This is a genomic window from Clostridiaceae bacterium HFYG-1003 (assembly GCA_024579835.1).
Classification (GTDB): domain Bacteria; phylum Bacillota; class Clostridia; order Clostridiales; family Clostridiaceae; genus JG1575.
Map to the genome: position 1 here is coordinate 1,993,042 of CP102060.1, position 19,353 is coordinate 2,012,394.

A 19,353-nucleotide genomic window follows, 5' to 3' on the forward strand; every position below is an offset into this window, starting at 1 on the left:
TTGTTCATGGTCAACCGGCAGATGAACTTCTCTTTGATCGGATCTTCCAGAGACGATCTGATGAGGAACATGAAGCAGCGCCTCAAACCGCTCCTGGCCGGTGATACCGAGGGAAAAAACATAAAATGCACCTTTGTCTGCAACATCGAAGTAATCTCTTCGATCCCCAAAGAAACCATCGAGTTTGGCACATAGGACCCTGAAGTCATTTCCGAACACAGCGAAGAGCCAAAAAGTTTGTCGAACTCCTGGGGATCAAATTTGATCATCCGAAATTGAAAAAGTGCCTTAAAGCCAGAGGCACCAATGATTTTCAATCTTTTTTCTCTGGAAGATACGACGGAATGACCAGGTTATTTCCCAGTCAATTGCTGAACCAGCTGATTCACCTGAACCGAACCGGGATAGTCAATCACGTACATGTCCAGATTATTCCGGTCCAGTTCGGTCTGAGAGTCATTACTGAACGGAACCGACTTAACCAGTGTCAGCCACCCTTCCTTCGAGGTATCGCTCTGTCCAAACAGGTTGATCACCTGAATTCCATCCTTTGTCTTCACTTCCACCAAGCGCAAAGACCCGACTGCTGAGTACAGGATGGCCCAGGCTTTCGGCTCCTGCGTCATACTTGCGGACTGCAGCCGCTCCAGTTTATCGGAAAATTTCAACTGATTGATCGCATCCACCACCCGATTAGCCTGAGATACAGTCAGTTTAACCATTTCATTCGTTTTGTCATTATAGGATATCGTTTCACAAACCCTCATCTCTGTGATGGAATCAATTGTTACATCCCCAATCCGGACTGACTTGATCCGCTCAACTGAATCCGTAGCTGTTGCAGATGCAGAACTGATTGTCGTCTGATTGTTAGCATTTGTCTGAATGACTGTATTTGAAGGATTCTCAGAAATCTGCTGGGCACATGCTACTAATAATAATATCGATAAGAAAGCAGGCACTATTTTTATGAATAATTCCCCCTTGATAATAATAAATGAACTCTTCCGGTCCTGAATTTCCAACCTCTTGTTGAATCACTCGACCCCCTCATATTAACCAATTATTTGGTAAGTATTAAAAATTAACCCTCATACAATGAAAGAATATACCACATCCTTCTATGCAACAGCACTTGAACCAGACGAGATGCCGATATACTTGGATCCCACTTGACCTTAGTATACACTCCATATCCATATCCATATCCATATCCATATCCATATCTATATCTATATCTATATCTCTTAATGTTCACACTATATTAACATAAAATAGTGTATATTGTCTTTTATTCATGTACTATTTGATCGTGAAAAATTCAATCGTTTCAACTCATAAAAATTGTGAAATTGATTAATTAATGGATCTTAATGACGGTCGACTCCTGTAATGGATTTAGGGTTCCAATCATCGCATATTAGGGCAAATGGGTTCCCTGTATGATCGCTGGCCACGCATCTTCCCCCAGCTTCAACGAAATGCAGCCTTGAATATCCTGAAGGAATTTTTGAGTTTCAGCTTATTCCCCATTTCATTTTTCCTTCCGTATGACTTTCAAGGATTTTCTTCCCGTGCCATGGAATGACCCCTTCAAAGACAAACTTGTTCGGACAGCAAAAAAAATCCGGATCGCCTGAGCTGCGAGTTCCGGATTTTTTTGCGGTAGACTGACTGGAGATATGATCTATCTGTTGATGGGGCAGATTATTCGTTATAGCGAGATTTTCTTCAGAGAGTTGCCATTCTCCCGGATCAGAGTTTCCAGATCCCGGACTTTCATCCAGACGGTCGCTGTGTTGTCGCAGGGATGGATTGCGATTCTCTCCCGTCTGGCCATATCCTCGTCCAGGATTACCTCAACCACATGATCTGGGTCATTCAGTATTGCCAACGGCGTGACGGCACCTCTTTCAACCCCCAGGCGCTCCATCAGATAATCTTCCCGGGCAAAGCTCAGCCGGGTTGAGCCAATCTTATCCTTGAGCTTGGCCATATCCAGGTTCTTGTCCTTTTGGACAACAACAAGGTACCAGTGTTTTTTCTTTTCATCCCGTAAAAACACATTCTTGGCCACATCACTTAGGTCTCTGTGAATCTCCCGTTCCATCTCTTCCATGGTAAATACCGGAACATGGTCGACCGATTCAAATTCATAGCCCTTGTCCGTCAGAACCGCGTATACTTCTTCTTTTGTCATTGGTTGAATCCTCCCTTTGAAGGCGGCAGCGCCTTTGAAATTGCCCTTCGCTTCATCCGGAAGAATCAGTCCCCCGGGAGCGCGTACACCTACTCTGATTATATCCTGAAACCGCCGATGAGGCACGCCCTGGCAAAAGCGTCCGTGGTTAAATGGATAAGCCCTGCAAGCAGTCTTATGGTGTGGACTCCTGAGGTCTGGTCAGCGCCGGATCCATTTCCCAGGGATAGCGGAAATGCTTGATTTCAATGCTCACGACGCGATCTTGGCTGGTGTCCACGGCAACCCGAATTTCAAATTCCTTCTGGATCACTTCATACCAGATCAGAGCATCCTGATTTTTGGACCTGGGCTTGTAATAATCCAGCAGCCCTTTCGCCGCGCTGTGAGGCGCGCCCGTCTTCAGGGTTGGGGTCAACTGGACGGCCGGACCGTTGTCGCCCATTGATGGGGCCAATGAAATGACCCGGCACTCATTCACCGGCAAAAACTCCGCCGAGTCATTGCGTACGCCCAACGTCATGCGGCGTCCACTGCGCGAAAGACTCAGCAGGGTCTGGCTGTTCGGCATTAACATTTCCAGCCCGCGGCTGACTTGCCAGCCGGTCTTGGTGAAATCCTGCAATTTCCCGGGAAGCCGGTAGAAGTCTCCTTCGACGAGAATTCGTCCCGTCGTCGGATCCTCCCCCCAAACGGGGGATTCCAGCACCGTGATTGCAGCCATGGCCCTCCTGGTCGGCTGGCTCACCATCGCCTGAATCCGCGCAGCCTGATCCTGTGCGTTGTAGCAGATTCGCCAGATGATTCCCTGCTTCCGGTATACCGATGGACTGAACAGTTCGGATTCCTCCGATGAGTCTGTCCGAGGAGCATCCGGCTCGCCCAGCAGATGGTTCACTTCATCCCGGTCCATTCCCAGGGAAACCGTCGATTCCAGAACTGCCGCTGCCTGACCCGGCAGATCCGATCGAAGCTCAATGCCGACCACAACCCCATCCCCCGGTCGGATGGAGCGATCAGACAACGGATTTCCCATCATAACCAGGAGGACCCGGCCTTCTTTCCACCAGCGGATGCCGCTCACGTACTGACCGGGACGAATTGTTTCATAGAAGAAGGCTGGATCCATCCGCCAGCCCTGCTGTTCCAGCCGGGAAGCCGTCACAGGCAGACGCAGGACAGCACCTTCGAGTGATAAGGCCAGCTGAGCTTGCGTAGCATCCGCCGGAAGGGACTCAATCCATGGCATAGAGACTTCAGTCCGATGAAGAATGAGGGGTTTACCGTCGGATTGGCTCCAGACCGTATGTTCAAACGGTACACAGGCGCTCAGCAGACTGCCGCTCAGGAGCAGACAGGACATCCATCGGATGCGGTTTCTGTATTGTATTTTCATGGTGTTCCCCCCTCTCCTGAATATCCTATCAGTCATTGTACACTATCCGGGACGCCTCTGACATGCTCTGCCGCAAAATATGGCCACAGGATCTGATCGGGATGATTTCTGCCCATGACCCAGTGCCTGCTCTGTATTTTCCTGGAATGCAGGCCCTCGATTCGCGTCGCGATGGACTGATTCAACTGACAGATCGCCCAACTTGTGTGCTTCGCCGGAAACTTCCGCTCCGAGCAGGTGTCGCGTTCATATTAATTTCACAGGTTTTTCCTGTTTTTTTGATATGATGGACTTAATACTTAAATGATAAGAGAAGTGATGATTATGGATCGTGAAGCGTTAAAGAAAAATCTGGCGGACCACGGTCTCAAGGTATCCAGACAACGACTCCAGATTCTGGATTTTCTGGTACATACCGAAAGCCATCCCACCGCTGATGAAATCTTCCGCAAACTGAATCAGGACAATCCCGTGCTGTCCCGGGCCACCGTGTACAACACGTTGAATACATTCGTCGAAACGGGCGTCATTCACGCGCTGGACCTGCGCGACAGTGAAACCCGCTATGACGCCAGCCTGCATGATCATGGCCACTTTCGGTGCAAAGTCTGTCAAAAGCTGTTCAACTTTGAAATCGGCGAGGATCTGCTGAAGCATGAGCTGCCCGGCTACCGGATTGAAGAGCACCATGTGACCTTGCGCGGCGTGTGTCCCGCCTGCCTGAAGAAAGAAAAGAAATAGAGTTTCGCAATTATAAACCGGTTTCACCGGTTTTTTTGCATTCCCCCGAAAAATTGTATCATTATGTCATTTTTTGAATTAATATAATTAGTAATCAATCATCGGTCACCACAATAACGAATGACGAAAGAAGGTACTGCCACTGTGAAACAACACCATTGCCTGGTCCTGAAAGTGGGCTCTTCATCTCTGGTCAGCCCGGAAGGAGAGGTTCAGGAGAATTTCATCCGGCGCATCAGCCAGGAATTGCACGCGCTCCGACAATCCGGCTGGGACGTCATTATCGTCTCTTCCGGAGCGATCGCCATGGGCCGAATCCTGTATAATAAACCAACCCGCAAAAGCCTGAGCCAGAAACAGGCACTCTCAGCCATCGGCCAGCGCTACATCGTGAACCTCTGGCAGAATGCCTTTGACGCCTTCGGAATCCTGACCAGTCAGATTCTGCTGACCCGGGATGACTTTAAATCCAGAAAGCGAATGCTGAACTTCCGCAACGTCCTGACGGAACTGCTCAGTATGGGGAGTATTCCCATCATCAATGAAAATGACGCCCTCTCCAGTGATGAGATCCGGGTCGGAGACAATGATACGCTGGGCGCCCTGGTAGCCGTTGCGGCCGGTGCCACCCATTATGTGATCATGTCAGATATCGAAGGTCTGTATGATAAGGATCCCTCCCGGTATTCCGATGGCCGGATTATTCCGGAAGTCGATTCCATTACCGATGAAATCCGGCAGATGGCCGGGGGATCAGGCTCCGCCATCGGAACCGGCGGCATGATCACCAAGCTGTCCTCCGCCGAAATCGTCACCCGGGCCGGCATCACCATGTACATCGTAAGCCATTCCCTGCAGCACCTGGCACAGCGCCTGGAGGACCAGGCCGGCATGGGGACCCGCTTCAAGGCGAGAAAAAACATCTCACGCCATCGTCACTGGATTGGATTCCAGTCCAGCCCCACCGGCACCCTGGTCATCGACGACGGAGCCGTCAAAGCTCTGCAGGGGCATAAGTCGCTGCTGGCGGTCGGCATCGTTGAAGTCAGCGGACTGTTCAAGCCGGGGGATACCGTGGAAATCCGCACGCAGGAAGGTCGACTCATCGCCAAGGGCCTGTCCAACTTACCGTCCAGTCAGATCAATCTGATCAAGGGAAAGCAGAATGCCCAGCACCGGAACATCCTGCAGCAGGAAGTCCACTCAAGCGTGGTCCACGCCAACAATATGATCATTCTGGAGGAAACCAAGCCATGAAATCAGATCTGGAACATCTCCTGACGCGATCCCGCGTCAGCTCAAAGATCCTGCGCAAAACCAACACTGCCCTGCGCAACCGAGCGCTGACAGCCATGGCCGACGGACTGCTGAAAGCCAGTGAACGGATCCTCGAAGAAAATAAGAAAGACGTAACCCTGGCAGCAGCCGCAGGAATCAGTTCCTCTCTGCTCGACCGGCTTACCCTGACTCCGGCTCGGATTCAGGGGATGGCTCAGGGCATTCTGGACATAAAGGAACTGCCCGATCCCATCGGACGCATTCTGCGGGGAAACCGCCTGAAAAATGGCATGATCGTCGAGCAGGTCACCGAGCCGCTTGGCGTCATTGCCATGATTTATGAAGCCAGACCCAATGTCACGGCAGATGCCGCAGCCCTGGCGCTGAAAAGCGCCAACAGCTGCATTCTGCGCGGCGGAAAAGAAGCCCTTCACACCAACCGAATCCTGACGAACCTGATCCGCGACGCCATCGCGCCGCATCTGCCCCAGGACAGCGTAATCCTGATTGAAAATCCAGACCATGCACTGGTTGATGAACTGCTTACGGCCAGAGGCCTGGTGGATCTTGTCATCCCACGAGGTTCCAGCCGCCTGATCAATAAAGTAGTGGCGGATGCCAGAGTGCCGGTTATTGAAACCGGAGCGGGCATCTGCACGGCTTATGTGGCAGAATCGGCCAATCTGGAACAGGCTCTCGCCATCGTGATCAATGGAAAAACCCAGCGTCCGTCGGTCTGCAATGCCCTTGAAAACCTGCTGGTCCACGAGGCGGTAGTTGACCGGTTCATTCCCCGACTGGCGGAGGAACTGGCCAGCCGGCACACTGAACTGCGCGGCGATGAGCGGATGATCCGGCTGACCGGCTGCCCCGGCGCTGTCCCGGAGGACTATGATACCGAGTATCTGGATTACATCCTGAGCGCCAAAACCGTCAGTTCCACCGAGGAAGCCATCGCCTTCATCAATGAGCACGGCACCCACCACAGCGATGTCATTCTGACGGAAGACTACCGCGAAGCCCGCCGTTTCCTCGAAGACGTCGACTCAGCCTGCGTCTATGTCAACGCCTCGACCCGCTTCAGCGACGGGGCTGAATTCGGCTATGGCGCAGAAATCGGAATCAGTACCCAGAAAATGCATGCCCGGGGGCCCTTCGGCCTGAATGAACTGACCACCACCAAATATCTGATCACCGGAGAGGGCCAGGTGCGCGAATAACCGGTCCATTTCCACCAATCAGGCACGGTCCTGGGATCACTCCCAAGACCGTGCCTGATTGGATTGTCTGTTCGGGTGAAGAGAGCGGGAAGAAGCAAACGATGTGAAACAAACGGAGTGAAGTCAACGGAGTGAGACCCACGGAGTGCAGCAGGCTGTTTGAATCTTTTCAACTGAAGCCAGCAGCCGGAAGTCAGTGCACAGACGGGCCAGTTCGTTCCGCCGTGCGATTATTCCTCTTTGTCCGGCTTTCCAGCTGTTATTTCGCTTTTCTGGGCTTTCCCACTGGTTCAGGGAGTTCTTCCACTGTGGCTCTGACGATCCGCCGAATAAACTCCCTGTCTTCCAGGTTCTCAATCAGTAACATCGGCTTGCCCCCTTCGTAGGGCAGAGCGGTAGGACCCTGGGGCATCAGTTTCTCCCCCGCCTTTGTCATTTTGATCAGAAAACGATTGTCCATGACACCGCCGAAGTACTTGTCATCCAGGTAGAAGCCATATTCTCCGAACATTTTGCGATACCGGACTTCTCCCGCCTCTCGGAGCTGATCTGCGATCCATTCGACCAATTCAATGCTTGATGCCATAATCAGTGTTTTATCGAAGCCAGTTTCATGTCACCGGGCTGAATCAATCCCCGGCGCCGCATCAGGGCGGCTACCGCCCAGGCGATGACACCCGGAAGAATAAAATGCATCAGGGCAATCTGAAGCAGAACCTGGGGAGATGTGCCCATGACTTCCGTCATGGCGAACTGGCCAACCAGTCCGGAGGTCCCCATCCCTGCTCCGCTTGGTATAGATGTCATCTTCAGGACATACGTGGAGATTGGCCCCAGAATGGCGGAGGCGACGATGGCGGGAAGCCAGATGATGGGTTTCCGGATGATATTGGGGATTTGCAGCATGGAGGTGCCTAGTCCCTGGGCAATGGTTCCGCCAACGCCGTTGTCCTGATAGGAAGCGATGGCAAAACCAATCATATTCGCGGCACAGCCGGCTGTCGCCGCTCCGGCAGCGAGTCCGGAAAGTCCGAGGGAAATGGCCAGGGCAGCCGATGAGATGGGCAGGGTCAGCACAATGCCCATGACTACGCTGACGATAATGCCCATCGGAATGGGCTGGAGTTCCGTCGCGGTATTGATGAAGGAGCCCAGCGCGGTCATGATTCTGGTCATAATCGGGCTGACAACAATTGCTGCGATCCCTCCCGTCAGAATGGTTTCCAGCGGAACCAGCACAATATCCACTTTGGTCTTGCCTGCCATGCGCTTGCCGACCTCTGCCGCGATCAGGGCTGCCGCAAAGGCGCCCACGGGTTCACCGACGCCGATGACGGCAGTTGTTCCGTTGAATGAAATGGAACCGGCTCCAATGGCGCCCACCGCCACGCAGCTCATAATGACCAGTGCCGGTGCTTTCAAGGCATATGCGACACCGACACCGATGGCCGGTCCCATCATGCGCTGGGCGACATTGCCAAACGCCACCAGCTGACTGATTCCGGTCAGCATGCCGATCTGCTTGATAATCAAGCCGATCAGAAGTGATGAAAACAACCCCCAGGCCATTCCGTTCAGTACATTGATGAAATAATCGCGTATCAGATGTTCATTCTTTCCATCCATAATATATCTCCCAGAACTTCAGTTTTCCATTATTATAGCAAATCAAGCCGCTCCGGAACCATGTCTCCGATAGTTTGCCATACCGGTACCGAACAGAAATTTCACTCGTCAGTCTGGCGGCAAAATCGTCCATCTGCTGAATATTCTAAGAAACATCAGAATAATTCCTGGATAAGCCCTTTCTCGATCCGATCCTTTTGATATTCCATTGTCAAAGACAATCTTTTTTGAGAAATTCAGTTATGATGAATATGTATATATTTCTGACGAAAGAGGGTTTTAGCATGAACATTCGTATCGTTTACTGTTCGAAGACAGGTCACTCCAAAAAAATAGCGGAAGGCATCAGCAAAGCCCTCTCCGTTCCGGCTGAAAACATGAGCAAACTGACCGGTCCGGTGAAGGCAGACCTGCTGTTCCTGGTTACCGGCATTTACGGCGGAAAATGTGATCCCGCCGTGTTGACGCTGATTCAGTCCTTGACTCCGGAAAGCATCGGACAAGTTGCACTGGTCACCTCCAGCATGTCTAAGGGGACCCAGACAGAGATCAAAGAAGCCCTAACCGCACAGGGAATCCCCCTCTATCCGGAAGAATATCGCTGCAAAGGATCTTTTCTGTTCTTCAGCCTGGGCCATCCCAGTACGGATGAAGTTCAGGAAGCGGTTGAATTTTCCCTCCGCGCGGCAAAATCAGCAGAAGCAGCCAGATAAGTCACTCGCAAAATCCTCACCACCGATACCACCAGCAATCTCGAAACTTAATCCCAACATCCAATTGGCTGCAGCAGTCAAATCCCCTCCGGCTATCAGGCAGAGACTTTGGTCTCTGTCTGTTGTCTTGTCCGGTGAATCCCTGATCCGTCGACTCAATCTTGTCCTTAACACGAACCGCACCGGAAATCAATCGTCCCGGAAATGGGCCTTTGCATAGACAAAGCCACCTCATTCGCTCTCTCACCAAACTGCTCTCAGACCAGACTGCTCTCAGACCAGACTGTACACAAACCCCTCTCGGATGGGACTCCCCTCGGATCAGTCTTCGACTCAGATCAGCCAGGTCAAGCTGGTCAAGCTGGTCAAGCTGGTCACTCTGGTCACTCTGGTCACTCTGGTCACACAGAGCTCTCAGACAAAGAATCCACGTTACCTGCCTGGTGATTTGGAGTCGAAGCAAAATTATAGTATAATGCTTTCATTGATAATTACTCTCAGTTATTAGGAGACCCTATGGAATTATTTCCCGTTCGCATGATAGATATCAAGGAAGAGGCCCCCGGTATTCACACATTCTGCTTTGACATTCCCGAAGGCCTGACTTGGGAAGAAGGGGCACATCTGCACCTGGCCTTTCCGGACTTCATGGAATCCGGGCGTAAGGATCCGGAAAAAGTACGTCACATGTCCCTGTCCAGCCTGCCTGATGAAAACAGGATCGCCATTACCACGCGCCTGAACGGTTCATCTCCCTTTAAACTACGATTGGCGCAGCTGTCCAGGGGGGACTCTATGATCCTCTACAAAATCGGCTCGAGGCTGAGCCTTCGTCGGGACAACCGTCCCCTGAAACTGATCAGCATGGGCGTGGGACTGGCAGCATTCCGCCCTCTGCTGCTGGCCTGTGCCCGTCAGTCAGACGGCATCCCTGCCCTGACCAGCCTGACCGCGGTCCGGCCGGGAGAAGAACTGTTTCATCAGGAACTGGATTCTCTCGGGTCAGAGCGGCTTCGCCAGATCTATTTCCATCACAGAGGGGATTTGATCAAAGCACTCAGTCAGCAGGCAGCCGGATCCATTTTCTACATTGTCGGCAGCGAGCTGTTCCTCCGTGACATAATCCGTCATCTCCGATTACTGGGAATACCGGATGAAGACATCATTATTGACAAGAAGCCTGAAGTTCGTGCCATGTTTTTGCAGACAATGGAGCTGATCTCGGAAAGGCCCCTGATCCTCAGCTAGCAACTCCGCCTGGATCCATTCCGGTTCCCCTTCTCCCGAAATAATAATGGTTAAATTTTTATGAGGAGCGAAAAATCCCCCTCTGACTTCTGATATACTGAAAAAAACTTTTTTCAAGGAGAAATCGGATGGACATACTTTCGCTCCTCTTTCGCAGTCCCTCTCCTGAATTGCTGCCCAAGCCGCGAACTGGTTTTCATGCGGCCACAGAAGGACAAAAATACGGTGTCATGCTCTATTTTGCCCTCCTCACACTGGGGGCGGCCTTTTTCTTTAATTCGCCCGGTGAAATCATTCAGGGTCTGGGTCGGATTCTCACCAATCCTTCCATTCTCCTCTCTGATTACCTGGTGATTGGAACTATCGGGTCCGCTTTCTTCAACAGCGCCCTGCTGATGCTTTGCGCGATCCTGATAGCCAGATATCACGAGACAACCCTGAGCGGTCCTTTGATTGCCGCTATTTTCACGGTGGGGGGGTTTGCTTTTTTCGGAAAGAATCTCTACAATGTCTGGCCCATCATGGGCGGAGTGTTCCTTTATGCCAGACTGCGCCGGGAATCTTTTAAAAATGTCATTCTGCTTGCCTATTTCGGCACAGCCTTAGGCCCCCTGGTGAGTCAGATCACCTTCGGTTTTCACTTGCCTTTGCCGCTGGGCCTGTCTCTGGGAGTTCTGTCCGGACTCCTGGCCGGATTGATCCTGCCCCCGTTAGCCAATCACTTTATCCGGTTCCATCAGGGATACAATCTGTACAACATCGGATTCACCGCCGGCATCGTCGGCATGATGTTCATGTCCCTGTTCCGGGCTTTCAACCTTCAGAATACCCCTACAGCACTGGTGCTGGAAGGGCATACCGCCGGCTTGCTGATTTATCTTGGCGTGCTGTTTCTCTCGATGTTGGGCATTGGTTTTTCATTTGCCCGGACCTCCTGGCGAAATTACCGGTATCTGTGGCAAATGCCTGGACAGCTGGTCTCTGACTTTATCGCGACGGACGGCTTTGGTCTGGTTCTGATCAATATGGCTCTGCTTGGCTTTGTCAGCATCGGCTATGTGTTCCTTGCCGGCTCTTCCTTCAGCGGACCGGTGATGGGCGGGATTTTTACCGTAGTTGGATTTGCCGCTTTTGGCAAGCACCTGCGCAATACTATTCCCATCATGCTGGGTGTCTATCTGGCCAATCAGGTCTTTGTCTGGGAAGCCTCCTCCGTCGGATCCGTTCTGGCCGCACTGTTCGCCACGACACTGGCGCCCATTGCCGGAGCCTATGGAGTGATCCCCGGGATCCTGGCAGGCTTTCTTCACATGGCGCTGGTCATGAATGTGGGCTATCTCCATGGCGGCATTAATCTCTACAACAATGGATTTTCCGGGGGTTTTGTCGCTGCCATGCTGGTCCCTGTCCTTGACTTCATCATTTCCATCAAGAAATTTCCCAGGGAGGAATCCGACCAATGAAAAACCAGGCAAAATCCATCAAAATTCTGGAAGAACTGATCCGATATTTTACGTTCCATCAGGTGAATGACCTGATGATACACTTTGACAGTTCCAAGGAATCATTGAACATCAGCATTTCCGGTGCCACCGATGATCCGCCCAATGACATGGCTCAGCTGGAAGAGCTGCTGAAAGCCGGACGCCGCCCGGAATTTGAGGAATACTACTGGGGGCTGCTGGGTTCCTCCTCCACCCGCAACGAGCTGTCCCTCCTGGGCGCTCTGGTGGATGACGGCACGGTCGCCTTTGGCGATGGAGTCCTGAAGGTGACAATCACACGTCACGAATGAGGCAGACACTATCATGACGAATTGCGACTTTTCCCGGGCTTCGTCAAACAGCCCCTGTTTCCTTGTGAGTGCAATGGTCGGTCCCGATCCAAAGAAAAAAGATGCCGCAAAACCATACTAGTTTTGCGGCATCTGATTTATTTTTTGATTGCTTGCTCCAGAATTAGTCCTGGAATTTGGAATGCTGTTCCCGGATGGATTTCATTTCAGCAATGATATCATCCACTTCAAGAACCATTTCCATCATACCAATCTGTTCCTCATAGACATCAGCGTTGACTTCTTCTTTGAATTCAGGTTCCACAGCGTGGTAAACTCTCAGTCCAAGCGCAACTCCGGCCAGAGGACCGGCAAAGGTAGGATCTCCTGCTGTAACTGTTTCAGCTGCCAGACCGGCAGACTCGGCTTCAGATGCACCAATTAAAACCACAACGTTCTCAGCACCGTATTTCTCGGTAGCCTCAACAACTCTTTTCTGGTTTTCCAGGTCCATCGCGCCAGCGGCAGTTCAGACGAAGCATTCGGTGGAAGCAAATACGATTTCTGCACTGCTGTCTTTCAGGCACTCTGCAATTGCAGGAGCCGGAATGCCGTCTCTGTCGCCGATAATGATCACTTTTTTGTCATCATATCTTGACATTACACATTTCTCCTTTGTTTTTAAATTTTGTACAACTCTATTGTAGCCTGAAATCAAGAATCTCTCAATGGATTTTAGATGTTTATCAGCTGTTCATTAAGAAAATGATCCCGAACCCCTGTCAACTGAAACCAGGAGGTCTGAAAATCAAAGCTCCTATTGAGAAAAAATAAGAGCAAAATCCATCGGCTACGGACTCTGCTCTCACCTTCCATTTTTCATTTGACCCGGATGGTCTTCCTTCATCGGCCTGACCTCAGTTCCCTGTCATCTGGGAAACCGCAGTCACCGGCAAGTTCTCCTATTTGTGTTCCGTCTTGATAAACCCCTTGTAGCGTAGGAAATGAACGACCATAATCCCCAGCAGCAGAACCCCCACATATCCGTTCAGTACGTAGATCACATTAATCAGTTTGGGGAATTCTACAAATAACGCAATCACTCCGCCAGACAGCCCCAGGGCAATGACCAGACTCTTGAACCTGACGGTGCCCTCTTTGGCAAACCGGGCGCAAGGGTTCCACAGGAGCGGCACAGCCGTGGAATAAATCCCGACAAACATCATCAGGCTGTAGAAGTTCCCAAACAGTGGGTTGATCTGATTGGCGATGACCAGGGAAGGAATCGCACTTTCGCCAATGAGATGGGCCTTGCTCATCAAGGCTGCGGTCAGGATCAGTATCGCCAGGCACAGTGCGACAGCACCAATCAGCGCTCCCCGTCTGGCTTCCCTGAGACTCCCCGCGCTTTTACCCGTCTCAGCCATGAAGACAGCCATCAGCAGAATCGAAAAACCGACATATGACAAAGCGGCAGTGAACCAGTTGCCGGAGGCCTGCATGAGAGCCCCCTTGCCGACAAGTTCATTGATCACTAGGGTATTCTGTGGAATCAGCGCAGCCGAGGTAAATAAGGTATGGAAAGCCAGATAGAAACAGGCAATGATAACGATTGGCATGATGGTGCCAATGATATTCACAAAATTGTTAAGCCCCAGCAGTACCGATCCGATGACCAGAAGAGTCATCCCCACCGCACCAGCCCAAAGCGGCAGTCCGAACTGCTGCGCTCCGGTGGAAGCAGCGCCCGCGATCATGATGATATAGGTCATGAAGACAAAGGCATTGGAAAAGAAGTCATAGAATCGACCCAGCCTCTCGCCGCAAAAATAATCATACACTTTGGTACCCCGTTCAAATTTCAGAACATTGCCCACGGAAATAAAGCCAACTCCGACAAACGACAGCAGAATCAGCACCACGGCAGCTCCCACAATGCCCCAGTACCCATAAGAAACAAAATATTGCATGATTTCCTGGCCGGTTGCAAATCCGGATCCAATTAACAGCCCAATCAGAGCTCCTCCCATGATAAAGCTGCGTCCCAGACTGTCCTTTTCATCCAAACCAGCTGCAGCGCCAGACATTTTGACTGTACGTTCCGTCACGATCCATCCTCCTGATCATCTTCTATTTTTACTAAGGTTAGGAATCTCCCGGTCATCTTTTGTGCTGCAACATAACCCATATCGTAAATCAGGTGATAAATATCTCATTGACCTGACACACGCTCTGCCATTCGCCCTGTTCTTCATCCTGTCCTTCGCCCTGTTCTTCGTCCTGTCCTTCGCATGTTATAAGCCATGACAGCATAACTTGCCAATAACAGCCTGGGAATCCAATGTTTGTCTGATCCGGCTGCTGCAGTCGACTGATGAGTTTGAATGGTGACCTGGTTATGCAGTAGAAAGATTGATGTGTTGTATGCAACACGTTAAAGATTAAACATTCAATCAAGAATCGTCAATCCCCTCTGTCAGCTGTTTGAGGTGGTTTGATTGTTATTTTTGTATTTTCTTCTCATACATTTTCACTCTTCTGTATTCTATATTTGCTTTCCTTGTATTCATTTTGAATAATAATTAACAAATATGTCATTCTAAAAAAAGAAGACCGACCGCGGTCAGCTCTTGACCATGCAATCCGTCTTCTCATTGGCTTTCACTGTTGGCTCTTTCGCAGGTTCTGCCGGGATGGTTTATTTCCAAATGGGACGATTTCCTGTCACCGGATGAAGGAACCAGCGATCATATGGCAGAATACCAGGCTTTCAGCCAAGGATCTGTTATAGGGCTTTGGAACCCATTCTGGTGCGAACATCATACACGATCATGAATCCGACCAGGATAAAGCCAAGGTATCCGTTCAGTCCATAAAGAACATTGACCAGATCCTTATAAGGCAGGAACCAGGCTGCGATCAGGCCGATCACACCACCTACAACCGTCAGCAGTTTGTACCGGGAGGTGCCTTCCTTGGCAATTCTGCCGACTCCTGTCCATAGCAGGGGAACCGCCGTGGTGTAAATCCCGGCAAAAATGATCACTGCAAATGCCTGCGCAAAGACTGGATGGATCTTGTTTGCCAGGATCAGCGCCGGAATATCGGCAGTTGCCGTTTCTGAAATGTGACCGATCAACGCAAAGCAGCATACGGCGGCAGCTCCGAAAATGAACAAGGTGGAAAGAATCATTCCCGTGTTGACCTCTTTCAGCTTATTCTTTGCGCCGATTTCTGATAAGAAGGCGGCGAACCAAAGGATGACAAACCCTCCGTAGGAAAGTCCTGAAACAATCGGGTTTCCTCCGCCTACCTGTTTAATGGGGTAGACGCCCTGATCAACAGCCGCTACATTCGCCCCGAAGTTCGGTGCTCCGCTGATGGCGGTGATCGTCGAAACGATCAGAATCAGGATGATGATTACCGGACCTAATTTGCCCAATGCGTTCAGAATGCCGTCGAGACCGAAGAATGCCGTCGCGACCACCGCAATGGTCAGAATAATGGCTCCCACTCCGTTGGGAAGCCCCCATTGCTGGGTAGCTGTGGAGTTGGCTCCGCCGCACATGACGATAAAGCACATATAGCAGAAGAATGCGGAAAAGTAGTCAAAGAATGTCCCGATGATCTTTCCGCTGTAATGCTGATAAATATCGCCGCCTCGTTCGAGTTTCAGGCGATTACCATTGGTAGCAAAAGAAATGTTGGTGTAAACATAGATGGCGGCAGCTACGAAAATGACGACCCAGAATTGCGAGCCATAAGAAGCTTCATACTGCATAACTTCCTGCATGGTGGCAAATCCGGCTCCGATATAGAACGCGATGCAGGCACCGCAAAGCGCGATGACAGCTCCAATATTCATTTTAGATTTTTCCATTGGTTGATCCCCTTTAATCTCTTTGTATCATACATTCCGTTCTTTGCGTTCAGCAAATTAATCATTCGTAATGCTCCTGCGCGGTTCATCCCCTTCGATTCACGGAACCTCCAGTCGATGCGCTGTCAGGAAGTTGACTATAATTCAGAATGATGCCATTCAAACTTGACCTCTGCTTTTGAATAAAGAGCAGTCCATATACAGATCGTATGACGAAATGTTGGGACTGCTCTTACTCACAGAGGGTACTGTGCCTGTTTTAGAATAGGGTCGGTTCCGTCACCGGCTGAGACAGTGCATGGACTGCGCGCTCTACCAGGCCCATTCGAAGCTTGCTTTCATCCGGCGCTTCCAGTGACGGATTGCCGGTGGGATGCGGGATTGCCACGGTGGGCACGATCCGGTTCGCTCCTACTGACTGGGATATTGTAATAATGGTTGCCATATGAACGATCGGAATGCCGTACCGTTCGATTTCTTTGACCATCGTTGCACCGCAACGAGTACAGGTGCCTCACGTACTGGTCAGGATGACGCCGTCCACTCCGGCTTCCTTAAGTTCTTTTCCGATTTCCTTGCCAAAGCGAATGGAGTTGCCTACAGCCGTTCCGGTTCCGGTGGTTGTATACATGTATTCGAAGACCTTGCCGATCTTGCCTTCTTTTTCCATTTTGCGCAGCGCGTCCAGGGGCAGAACCCGGTCCGGGGATTCATTGGCGTATACAGGATCATATCCGCCATGAATGGTGCAGAACTTGACAGACAGATCATCGAGCCCGTCCACGTTGTACTTGCCCCACTTCTGAGCGGAAGCTGACTGAATCCGGTCCGGATTTCCAACCGGAACGATTCCGCCGGAGGTAACCAGTGCGATGGTGGCCTTGGACAGATCCTGAATCGGGGTTGCCGGTTCCACAGTATCAAAGGTGGGCATGGGCAGTTCCGTCTCATAAGGCTGATCATTGAGCCGTTTCATCAGCATGTCAACTGCGCGGGCGGCTCCGATCTGATCGGAAACTTCCGTAATGCGCTTGCCCTGCTTGAAGTATCCGTCCACCTTCGGATCCAGTTTTTCACCGGCCAGAAGCTTTTTGGCTACTGCTGCCATGCCTGGCAGAGCCTTTCTCATATCCGCCGCGCTGTTTCCGGTCGGGACGGTGTAGGCTTTCAGTTTTGTGACGGTGAGACCCGGATTTTCTTCAAACATACCGGATACCACGGGCAGATCATAGTGGTCTACCACATATTCAGCCACGGTGGCCGATGCCATGCCGTAACGTCCGGCATTGAAGGATGGTCCGACCACCACGAGGTCCGGTTTCACCTGATCCATGGCTTTCTTGAACTCAGCCAGGGCTGGCTCGGTGTGCTCATTGATATAGTTGTCTCCGCAGATGAAGGTGGCAACGACTTTTCCCGCACCGCCAAGTTCCTTCTCAAAGCCCATGGCTGGTCCGACCGCGCCGTCTTTCAGTACCGGAGCAAAGTCCGCCTGATCTTCGCCGCCGACCTGGCCAAAGAACTGGTTAACATAGTATAAGATTTTCTTTTCCATTATTCTCCTCCTCCTAGTACTCGACGACTTTCAGGTTATGATAGCCGATTTCGGAAGTCGCTCCGATGACAGCATTGAGCTCGCATTTCATCACTCCGGTTTCGGCATCGTAAGCGCCGGCCCAGCCGCCTGCCAGGTTGGCGATGGATTCTGGATTTCCCAGGATCCGGTCAGCCTTGGGCAGAGTCACTACATGAGAGACGTTGCCTGTTGAGACAACGGCTTTGGCCTCAGGCTTGGTATCCGCCAAAGGCTGGCTCGCGCCATCCCAGCCGGAGCATTCATCGGTGATCAGAACTGCTTTGATTCCCTGCTTTTCCAGACGCTGGGCAATCATGACCAGATCGGAATCCGGGTTGCCGTAGCCTTCTTCGGAAACGATGACTCCGTCTGCTCCCAGCTGCTTGCACAGCTTGGCGGTGAAGTCGCAGGACCGGTACTTGCCTTCCAGCGTCGTCAGTTCAGGAACCATGACAGCTCCCACGAAATTGATTTCCTTGCCGTGCTTCTTGAGGAGTTCAAGGATCACGGAGTTGTTCTGATGCTGGTAGGTTGTGATCTTGTCACAGGCTGCCACGCAGTTTCCGGATACAACGGCTCCGTCGATTTCTTCCAGCGGATGGAGAACGGTCGGGATGATCTGCTTGGCATCCACGCCATAGATGTAGGAATCATGGAGAAGTCCCTGGGTAATGAGCATTTCGGCATAAACAACCTTGGGCAGGTTGGGATATTTTGCAGTCTCTTCATCAATCGAACCGACTTCGAATGTATCCGTTTCATAAACCGGAGCGTCCTTGGCAATCTTTCCGACATATTCGGAGGTCAGAAGACCCGCCATACGGACGGTTTTCTCATGCTCGTGCGGCTTCAGTGCCGGATCAACGGTCAGATCAACCACCAGGTTGAAGGTTTTGGAGAAGGGAGTCCACTTGGCTCCTTCGCCCCACATGTCAATAACGCCTTCCTGGAATCCGACAATGTCACCGATGGTAACAATGGCAACTCCTTCCAGAACGTTGTAAGCCCCATGGCCCAGCTGACCGGTCAAAGATGTCACTCCGGCAAAGCCTGGAACACCTTCTACCTTGACTCTTGGCTCAATGACGTCCTTGACGGGGATGATCCGGGTCTTTTCACCTGGCTTTGCGATATCAACGGCAACATCAACGATATTATCCAGTCCCTTGATAAAGCTGACCAATTCATCACGGTTCAAAACCAGTTGTTCCCCTGCGACCGCGTTTTGATCGCCAAACACAACATCACTGATTTTAACCTTGCGTCTTTCCAGTTTCAAATTGATTCCCTCCTATTTGTTGGTAGCGAGCGTTCAGCTCATTTATCTCGTTAAGAGCTTGGGTTAGAAGCTCATTATCGATGAATCCATAGTCGTCCTTATTCTTGTAGTCCACTCGATGAACTGCCAGGGATGTTTCCAAAAGCTGCAGACTGTTTTCGATGGCCAGGATCGAATCTTCTTCCGGCTGTTCCGCTTCGTCTGTCAACAAAATGGAGCGAACCGGGGAAAAATGCATTCTCCCGCTGGCAGCCAGCGGCGATGTCAGGAGCCGATGCCCCCGATGGATCAGGTCTCTGGCTTTTTTCAGCACATCCACCTGGTCACCTTCAACCCAAAGTACGGTATTCTGTTCACGTAACAAAATATTATTCGTTAAAATCATAACAACACCTCACTAATATACTAACTGCATTTCAATG

The 19,353-nt window shown here is 51.1% G+C and carries 19 protein-coding genes; 8 read left to right on the forward strand and 11 right to left on the reverse strand.

Annotated features, from left to right (window positions below):
- Positions 1-6 precede the first annotated feature (6 nt).
- Positions 7-195 (forward strand): hypothetical protein, encoded by a 189-nt coding sequence (locus tag NQU17_09000; protein UUM10802.1) that lies wholly within the window; start codon positions 7-9, stop codon positions 193-195.
- A gap of 158 nt (positions 196-353) precedes the next feature.
- Here the strand turns inward: NQU17_09000 and NQU17_09005 are convergent, their stop codons facing one another.
- The 3 genes from NQU17_09005 to NQU17_09015 form a co-directional block, all read right to left on the reverse strand.
- Entirely contained in the window at positions 354-722 is a 369-nt protein-coding gene (locus tag NQU17_09005) for a hypothetical protein (GenBank protein ID UUM10803.1), read from the reverse strand.
- 992 nt (positions 723-1,714) lie between these two features.
- On the reverse strand, positions 1,715-2,200 hold the full coding sequence (locus NQU17_09010; protein ID UUM10804.1) for a prolyl-tRNA synthetase associated domain-containing protein: 486 nt from the start codon (positions 2,198-2,200) through the stop codon (positions 1,715-1,717).
- 175 nt (positions 2,201-2,375) lie between these two features.
- Entirely contained in the window at positions 2,376-3,596 is a 1,221-nt protein-coding gene (locus NQU17_09015; protein UUM10805.1) for a hypothetical protein, read from the reverse strand.
- Between the two features lie 324 nt (positions 3,597-3,920).
- On the opposite strand from NQU17_09015, the gene NQU17_09020 reads away from it, so the two are divergent.
- From NQU17_09020 to NQU17_09030, 3 genes are all read left to right on the forward strand, one after another.
- A complete protein-coding gene (locus NQU17_09020) occupies positions 3,921-4,337 on the forward strand; it encodes a transcriptional repressor (protein ID UUM10806.1) in 417 nt (138 codons plus the stop codon).
- 120 nt (positions 4,338-4,457) lie between these two features.
- The gene (gene proB, locus NQU17_09025; GenBank protein UUM10807.1) at positions 4,458-5,594 is read left to right on the forward strand and encodes a glutamate 5-kinase; all 1,137 of its coding nucleotides are present in this window, start codon (positions 4,458-4,460) and stop codon (positions 5,592-5,594) included.
- Positions 5,591-6,835 (forward strand): glutamate-5-semialdehyde dehydrogenase, encoded by a 1,245-nt coding sequence (locus NQU17_09030; protein ID UUM10808.1) that lies wholly within the window; start codon positions 5,591-5,593, stop codon positions 6,833-6,835. Before proB ends, NQU17_09030 begins: the two co-directional genes overlap by 4 nt.
- 259 nt (positions 6,836-7,094) lie before the next feature.
- Here the strand turns inward: NQU17_09030 and NQU17_09035 are convergent, their stop codons facing one another.
- Together NQU17_09035 and NQU17_09040 are read right to left on the reverse strand one after the other, a co-directional pair.
- Entirely contained in the window at positions 7,095-7,421 is a 327-nt protein-coding gene (locus tag NQU17_09035; GenBank protein ID UUM10809.1) for a TfoX/Sxy family protein, read from the reverse strand.
- 2 nt (positions 7,422-7,423) lie between these two features.
- Entirely contained in the window at positions 7,424-8,461 is a 1,038-nt protein-coding gene (locus NQU17_09040; protein ID UUM10810.1) for a PTS sugar transporter subunit IIC, read from the reverse strand.
- Positions 8,462-8,745: 284 nt separating this feature from the next.
- Here NQU17_09040 and NQU17_09045 point away from each other — a divergent pair, with 284 nt between their 5' ends.
- From NQU17_09045 to NQU17_09060, 4 genes are all read left to right on the forward strand, one after another.
- Positions 8,746-9,174 carry a hypothetical protein gene (locus NQU17_09045; protein UUM10811.1) on the forward strand — a complete coding sequence of 143 codons (429 nt, stop codon included), beginning with the start codon at positions 8,746-8,748 and terminating at the stop codon, positions 9,172-9,174.
- A 516-nt stretch (positions 9,175-9,690) separates the two neighbouring features.
- Entirely contained in the window at positions 9,691-10,422 is a 732-nt protein-coding gene (locus NQU17_09050; GenBank protein ID UUM10812.1) for a hypothetical protein, read from the forward strand.
- Between the two features lie 128 nt (positions 10,423-10,550).
- A complete protein-coding gene (locus tag NQU17_09055) occupies positions 10,551-11,885 on the forward strand; it encodes a DUF1576 domain-containing protein (protein UUM10813.1) in 1,335 nt (444 codons plus the stop codon).
- Positions 11,882-12,217 carry a hypothetical protein gene (locus tag NQU17_09060; GenBank protein ID UUM10814.1) on the forward strand — a complete coding sequence of 112 codons (336 nt, stop codon included), beginning with the start codon at positions 11,882-11,884 and terminating at the stop codon, positions 12,215-12,217. The genes NQU17_09055 and NQU17_09060 overlap by 4 nt, the downstream gene beginning before the upstream one ends.
- A 163-nt stretch (positions 12,218-12,380) precedes the next feature.
- Here the strand turns inward: NQU17_09060 and grdA are convergent, their stop codons facing one another.
- The 6 genes from grdA to NQU17_09090 all read right to left on the reverse strand — a co-directional run bounded on the left by grdA (position 12,381) and on the right by NQU17_09090 (position 19,316).
- Positions 12,381-12,857 carry a glycine/sarcosine/betaine reductase complex selenoprotein A gene (grdA, locus tag NQU17_09065; GenBank protein ID UUM13494.1) on the reverse strand — a complete coding sequence of 159 codons (477 nt, stop codon included), beginning with the start codon at positions 12,855-12,857 and terminating at the stop codon, positions 12,381-12,383.
- A gap of 301 nt (positions 12,858-13,158) precedes the next feature.
- Positions 13,159-14,304: a hypothetical protein gene (locus NQU17_09070; protein ID UUM10815.1), complete on the reverse strand. Its 1,146-nt coding sequence runs from the start codon at positions 14,302-14,304 to the stop codon at positions 13,159-13,161.
- 677 nt (positions 14,305-14,981) lie between these two features.
- Positions 14,982-16,076, reverse strand: a complete 1,095-nt coding sequence (locus NQU17_09075; protein ID UUM10816.1) for a hypothetical protein — start codon at positions 16,074-16,076, stop codon at positions 14,982-14,984.
- Positions 16,077-16,335: 259 nt separating this feature from the next.
- Positions 16,336-17,631 (reverse strand): glycine/betaine/sarcosine/D-proline family reductase selenoprotein B, encoded by a 1,296-nt coding sequence (locus NQU17_09080; protein ID UUM10817.1) that lies wholly within the window; start codon positions 17,629-17,631, stop codon positions 16,336-16,338.
- A 13-nt stretch (positions 17,632-17,644) separates the two neighbouring features.
- Entirely contained in the window at positions 17,645-18,931 is a 1,287-nt protein-coding gene (locus NQU17_09085; protein ID UUM10818.1) for a glycine/sarcosine/betaine reductase component B subunit, read from the reverse strand.
- Positions 18,906-19,316 (reverse strand): GrdX family protein, encoded by a 411-nt coding sequence (locus NQU17_09090; GenBank protein ID UUM10819.1) that lies wholly within the window; start codon positions 19,314-19,316, stop codon positions 18,906-18,908. The genes NQU17_09085 and NQU17_09090 overlap by 26 nt, the downstream gene beginning before the upstream one ends.
- Between the last annotated feature and the right edge of the window lie 37 nt (positions 19,317-19,353).

Bases quoted from the DNA above. Each gene is read 5' to 3' on its own strand.
- NQU17_09000 (UUM10802.1), top strand. From the start codon at position 7: ATGGTCAACCGGCAGATGAACTTCTCTTTGATCGGATCTTCCAGAGAC.
- NQU17_09005 (UUM10803.1), bottom strand. From the start codon at position 722: ATGGTTAAACTGACTGTATCTCAGGCTAATCGGGTGGTGGATGCGATC.
- NQU17_09010 (UUM10804.1), bottom strand. From the start codon at position 2,200: ATGACAAAAGAAGAAGTATACGCGGTTCTGACGGACAAGGGCTATGAA.
- NQU17_09015 (UUM10805.1), bottom strand. From the start codon at position 3,596: ATGAAAATACAATACAGAAACCGCATCCGATGGATGTCCTGTCTGCTC.
- NQU17_09020 (UUM10806.1), top strand. From the start codon at position 3,921: ATGGATCGTGAAGCGTTAAAGAAAAATCTGGCGGACCACGGTCTCAAG.
- proB (UUM10807.1), top strand. From the start codon at position 4,458: ATGACGAAAGAAGGTACTGCCACTGTGAAACAACACCATTGCCTGGTC.
- NQU17_09030 (UUM10808.1), top strand. From the start codon at position 5,591: ATGAAATCAGATCTGGAACATCTCCTGACGCGATCCCGCGTCAGCTCA.
- NQU17_09035 (UUM10809.1), bottom strand. From the start codon at position 7,421: ATGGCATCAAGCATTGAATTGGTCGAATGGATCGCAGATCAGCTCCGA.
- NQU17_09040 (UUM10810.1), bottom strand. From the start codon at position 8,461: ATGGATGGAAAGAATGAACATCTGATACGCGATTATTTCATCAATGTA.
- NQU17_09045 (UUM10811.1), top strand. From the start codon at position 8,746: ATGAACATTCGTATCGTTTACTGTTCGAAGACAGGTCACTCCAAAAAA.
- NQU17_09050 (UUM10812.1), top strand. From the start codon at position 9,691: ATGGAATTATTTCCCGTTCGCATGATAGATATCAAGGAAGAGGCCCCC.
- NQU17_09055 (UUM10813.1), top strand. From the start codon at position 10,551: ATGGACATACTTTCGCTCCTCTTTCGCAGTCCCTCTCCTGAATTGCTG.
- NQU17_09060 (UUM10814.1), top strand. From the start codon at position 11,882: ATGAAAAACCAGGCAAAATCCATCAAAATTCTGGAAGAACTGATCCGA.
- NQU17_09075 (UUM10816.1), bottom strand. From the start codon at position 16,076: ATGGAAAAATCTAAAATGAATATTGGAGCTGTCATCGCGCTTTGCGGT.
- NQU17_09090 (UUM10819.1), bottom strand. From the start codon at position 19,316: ATGATTTTAACGAATAATATTTTGTTACGTGAACAGAATACCGTACTT.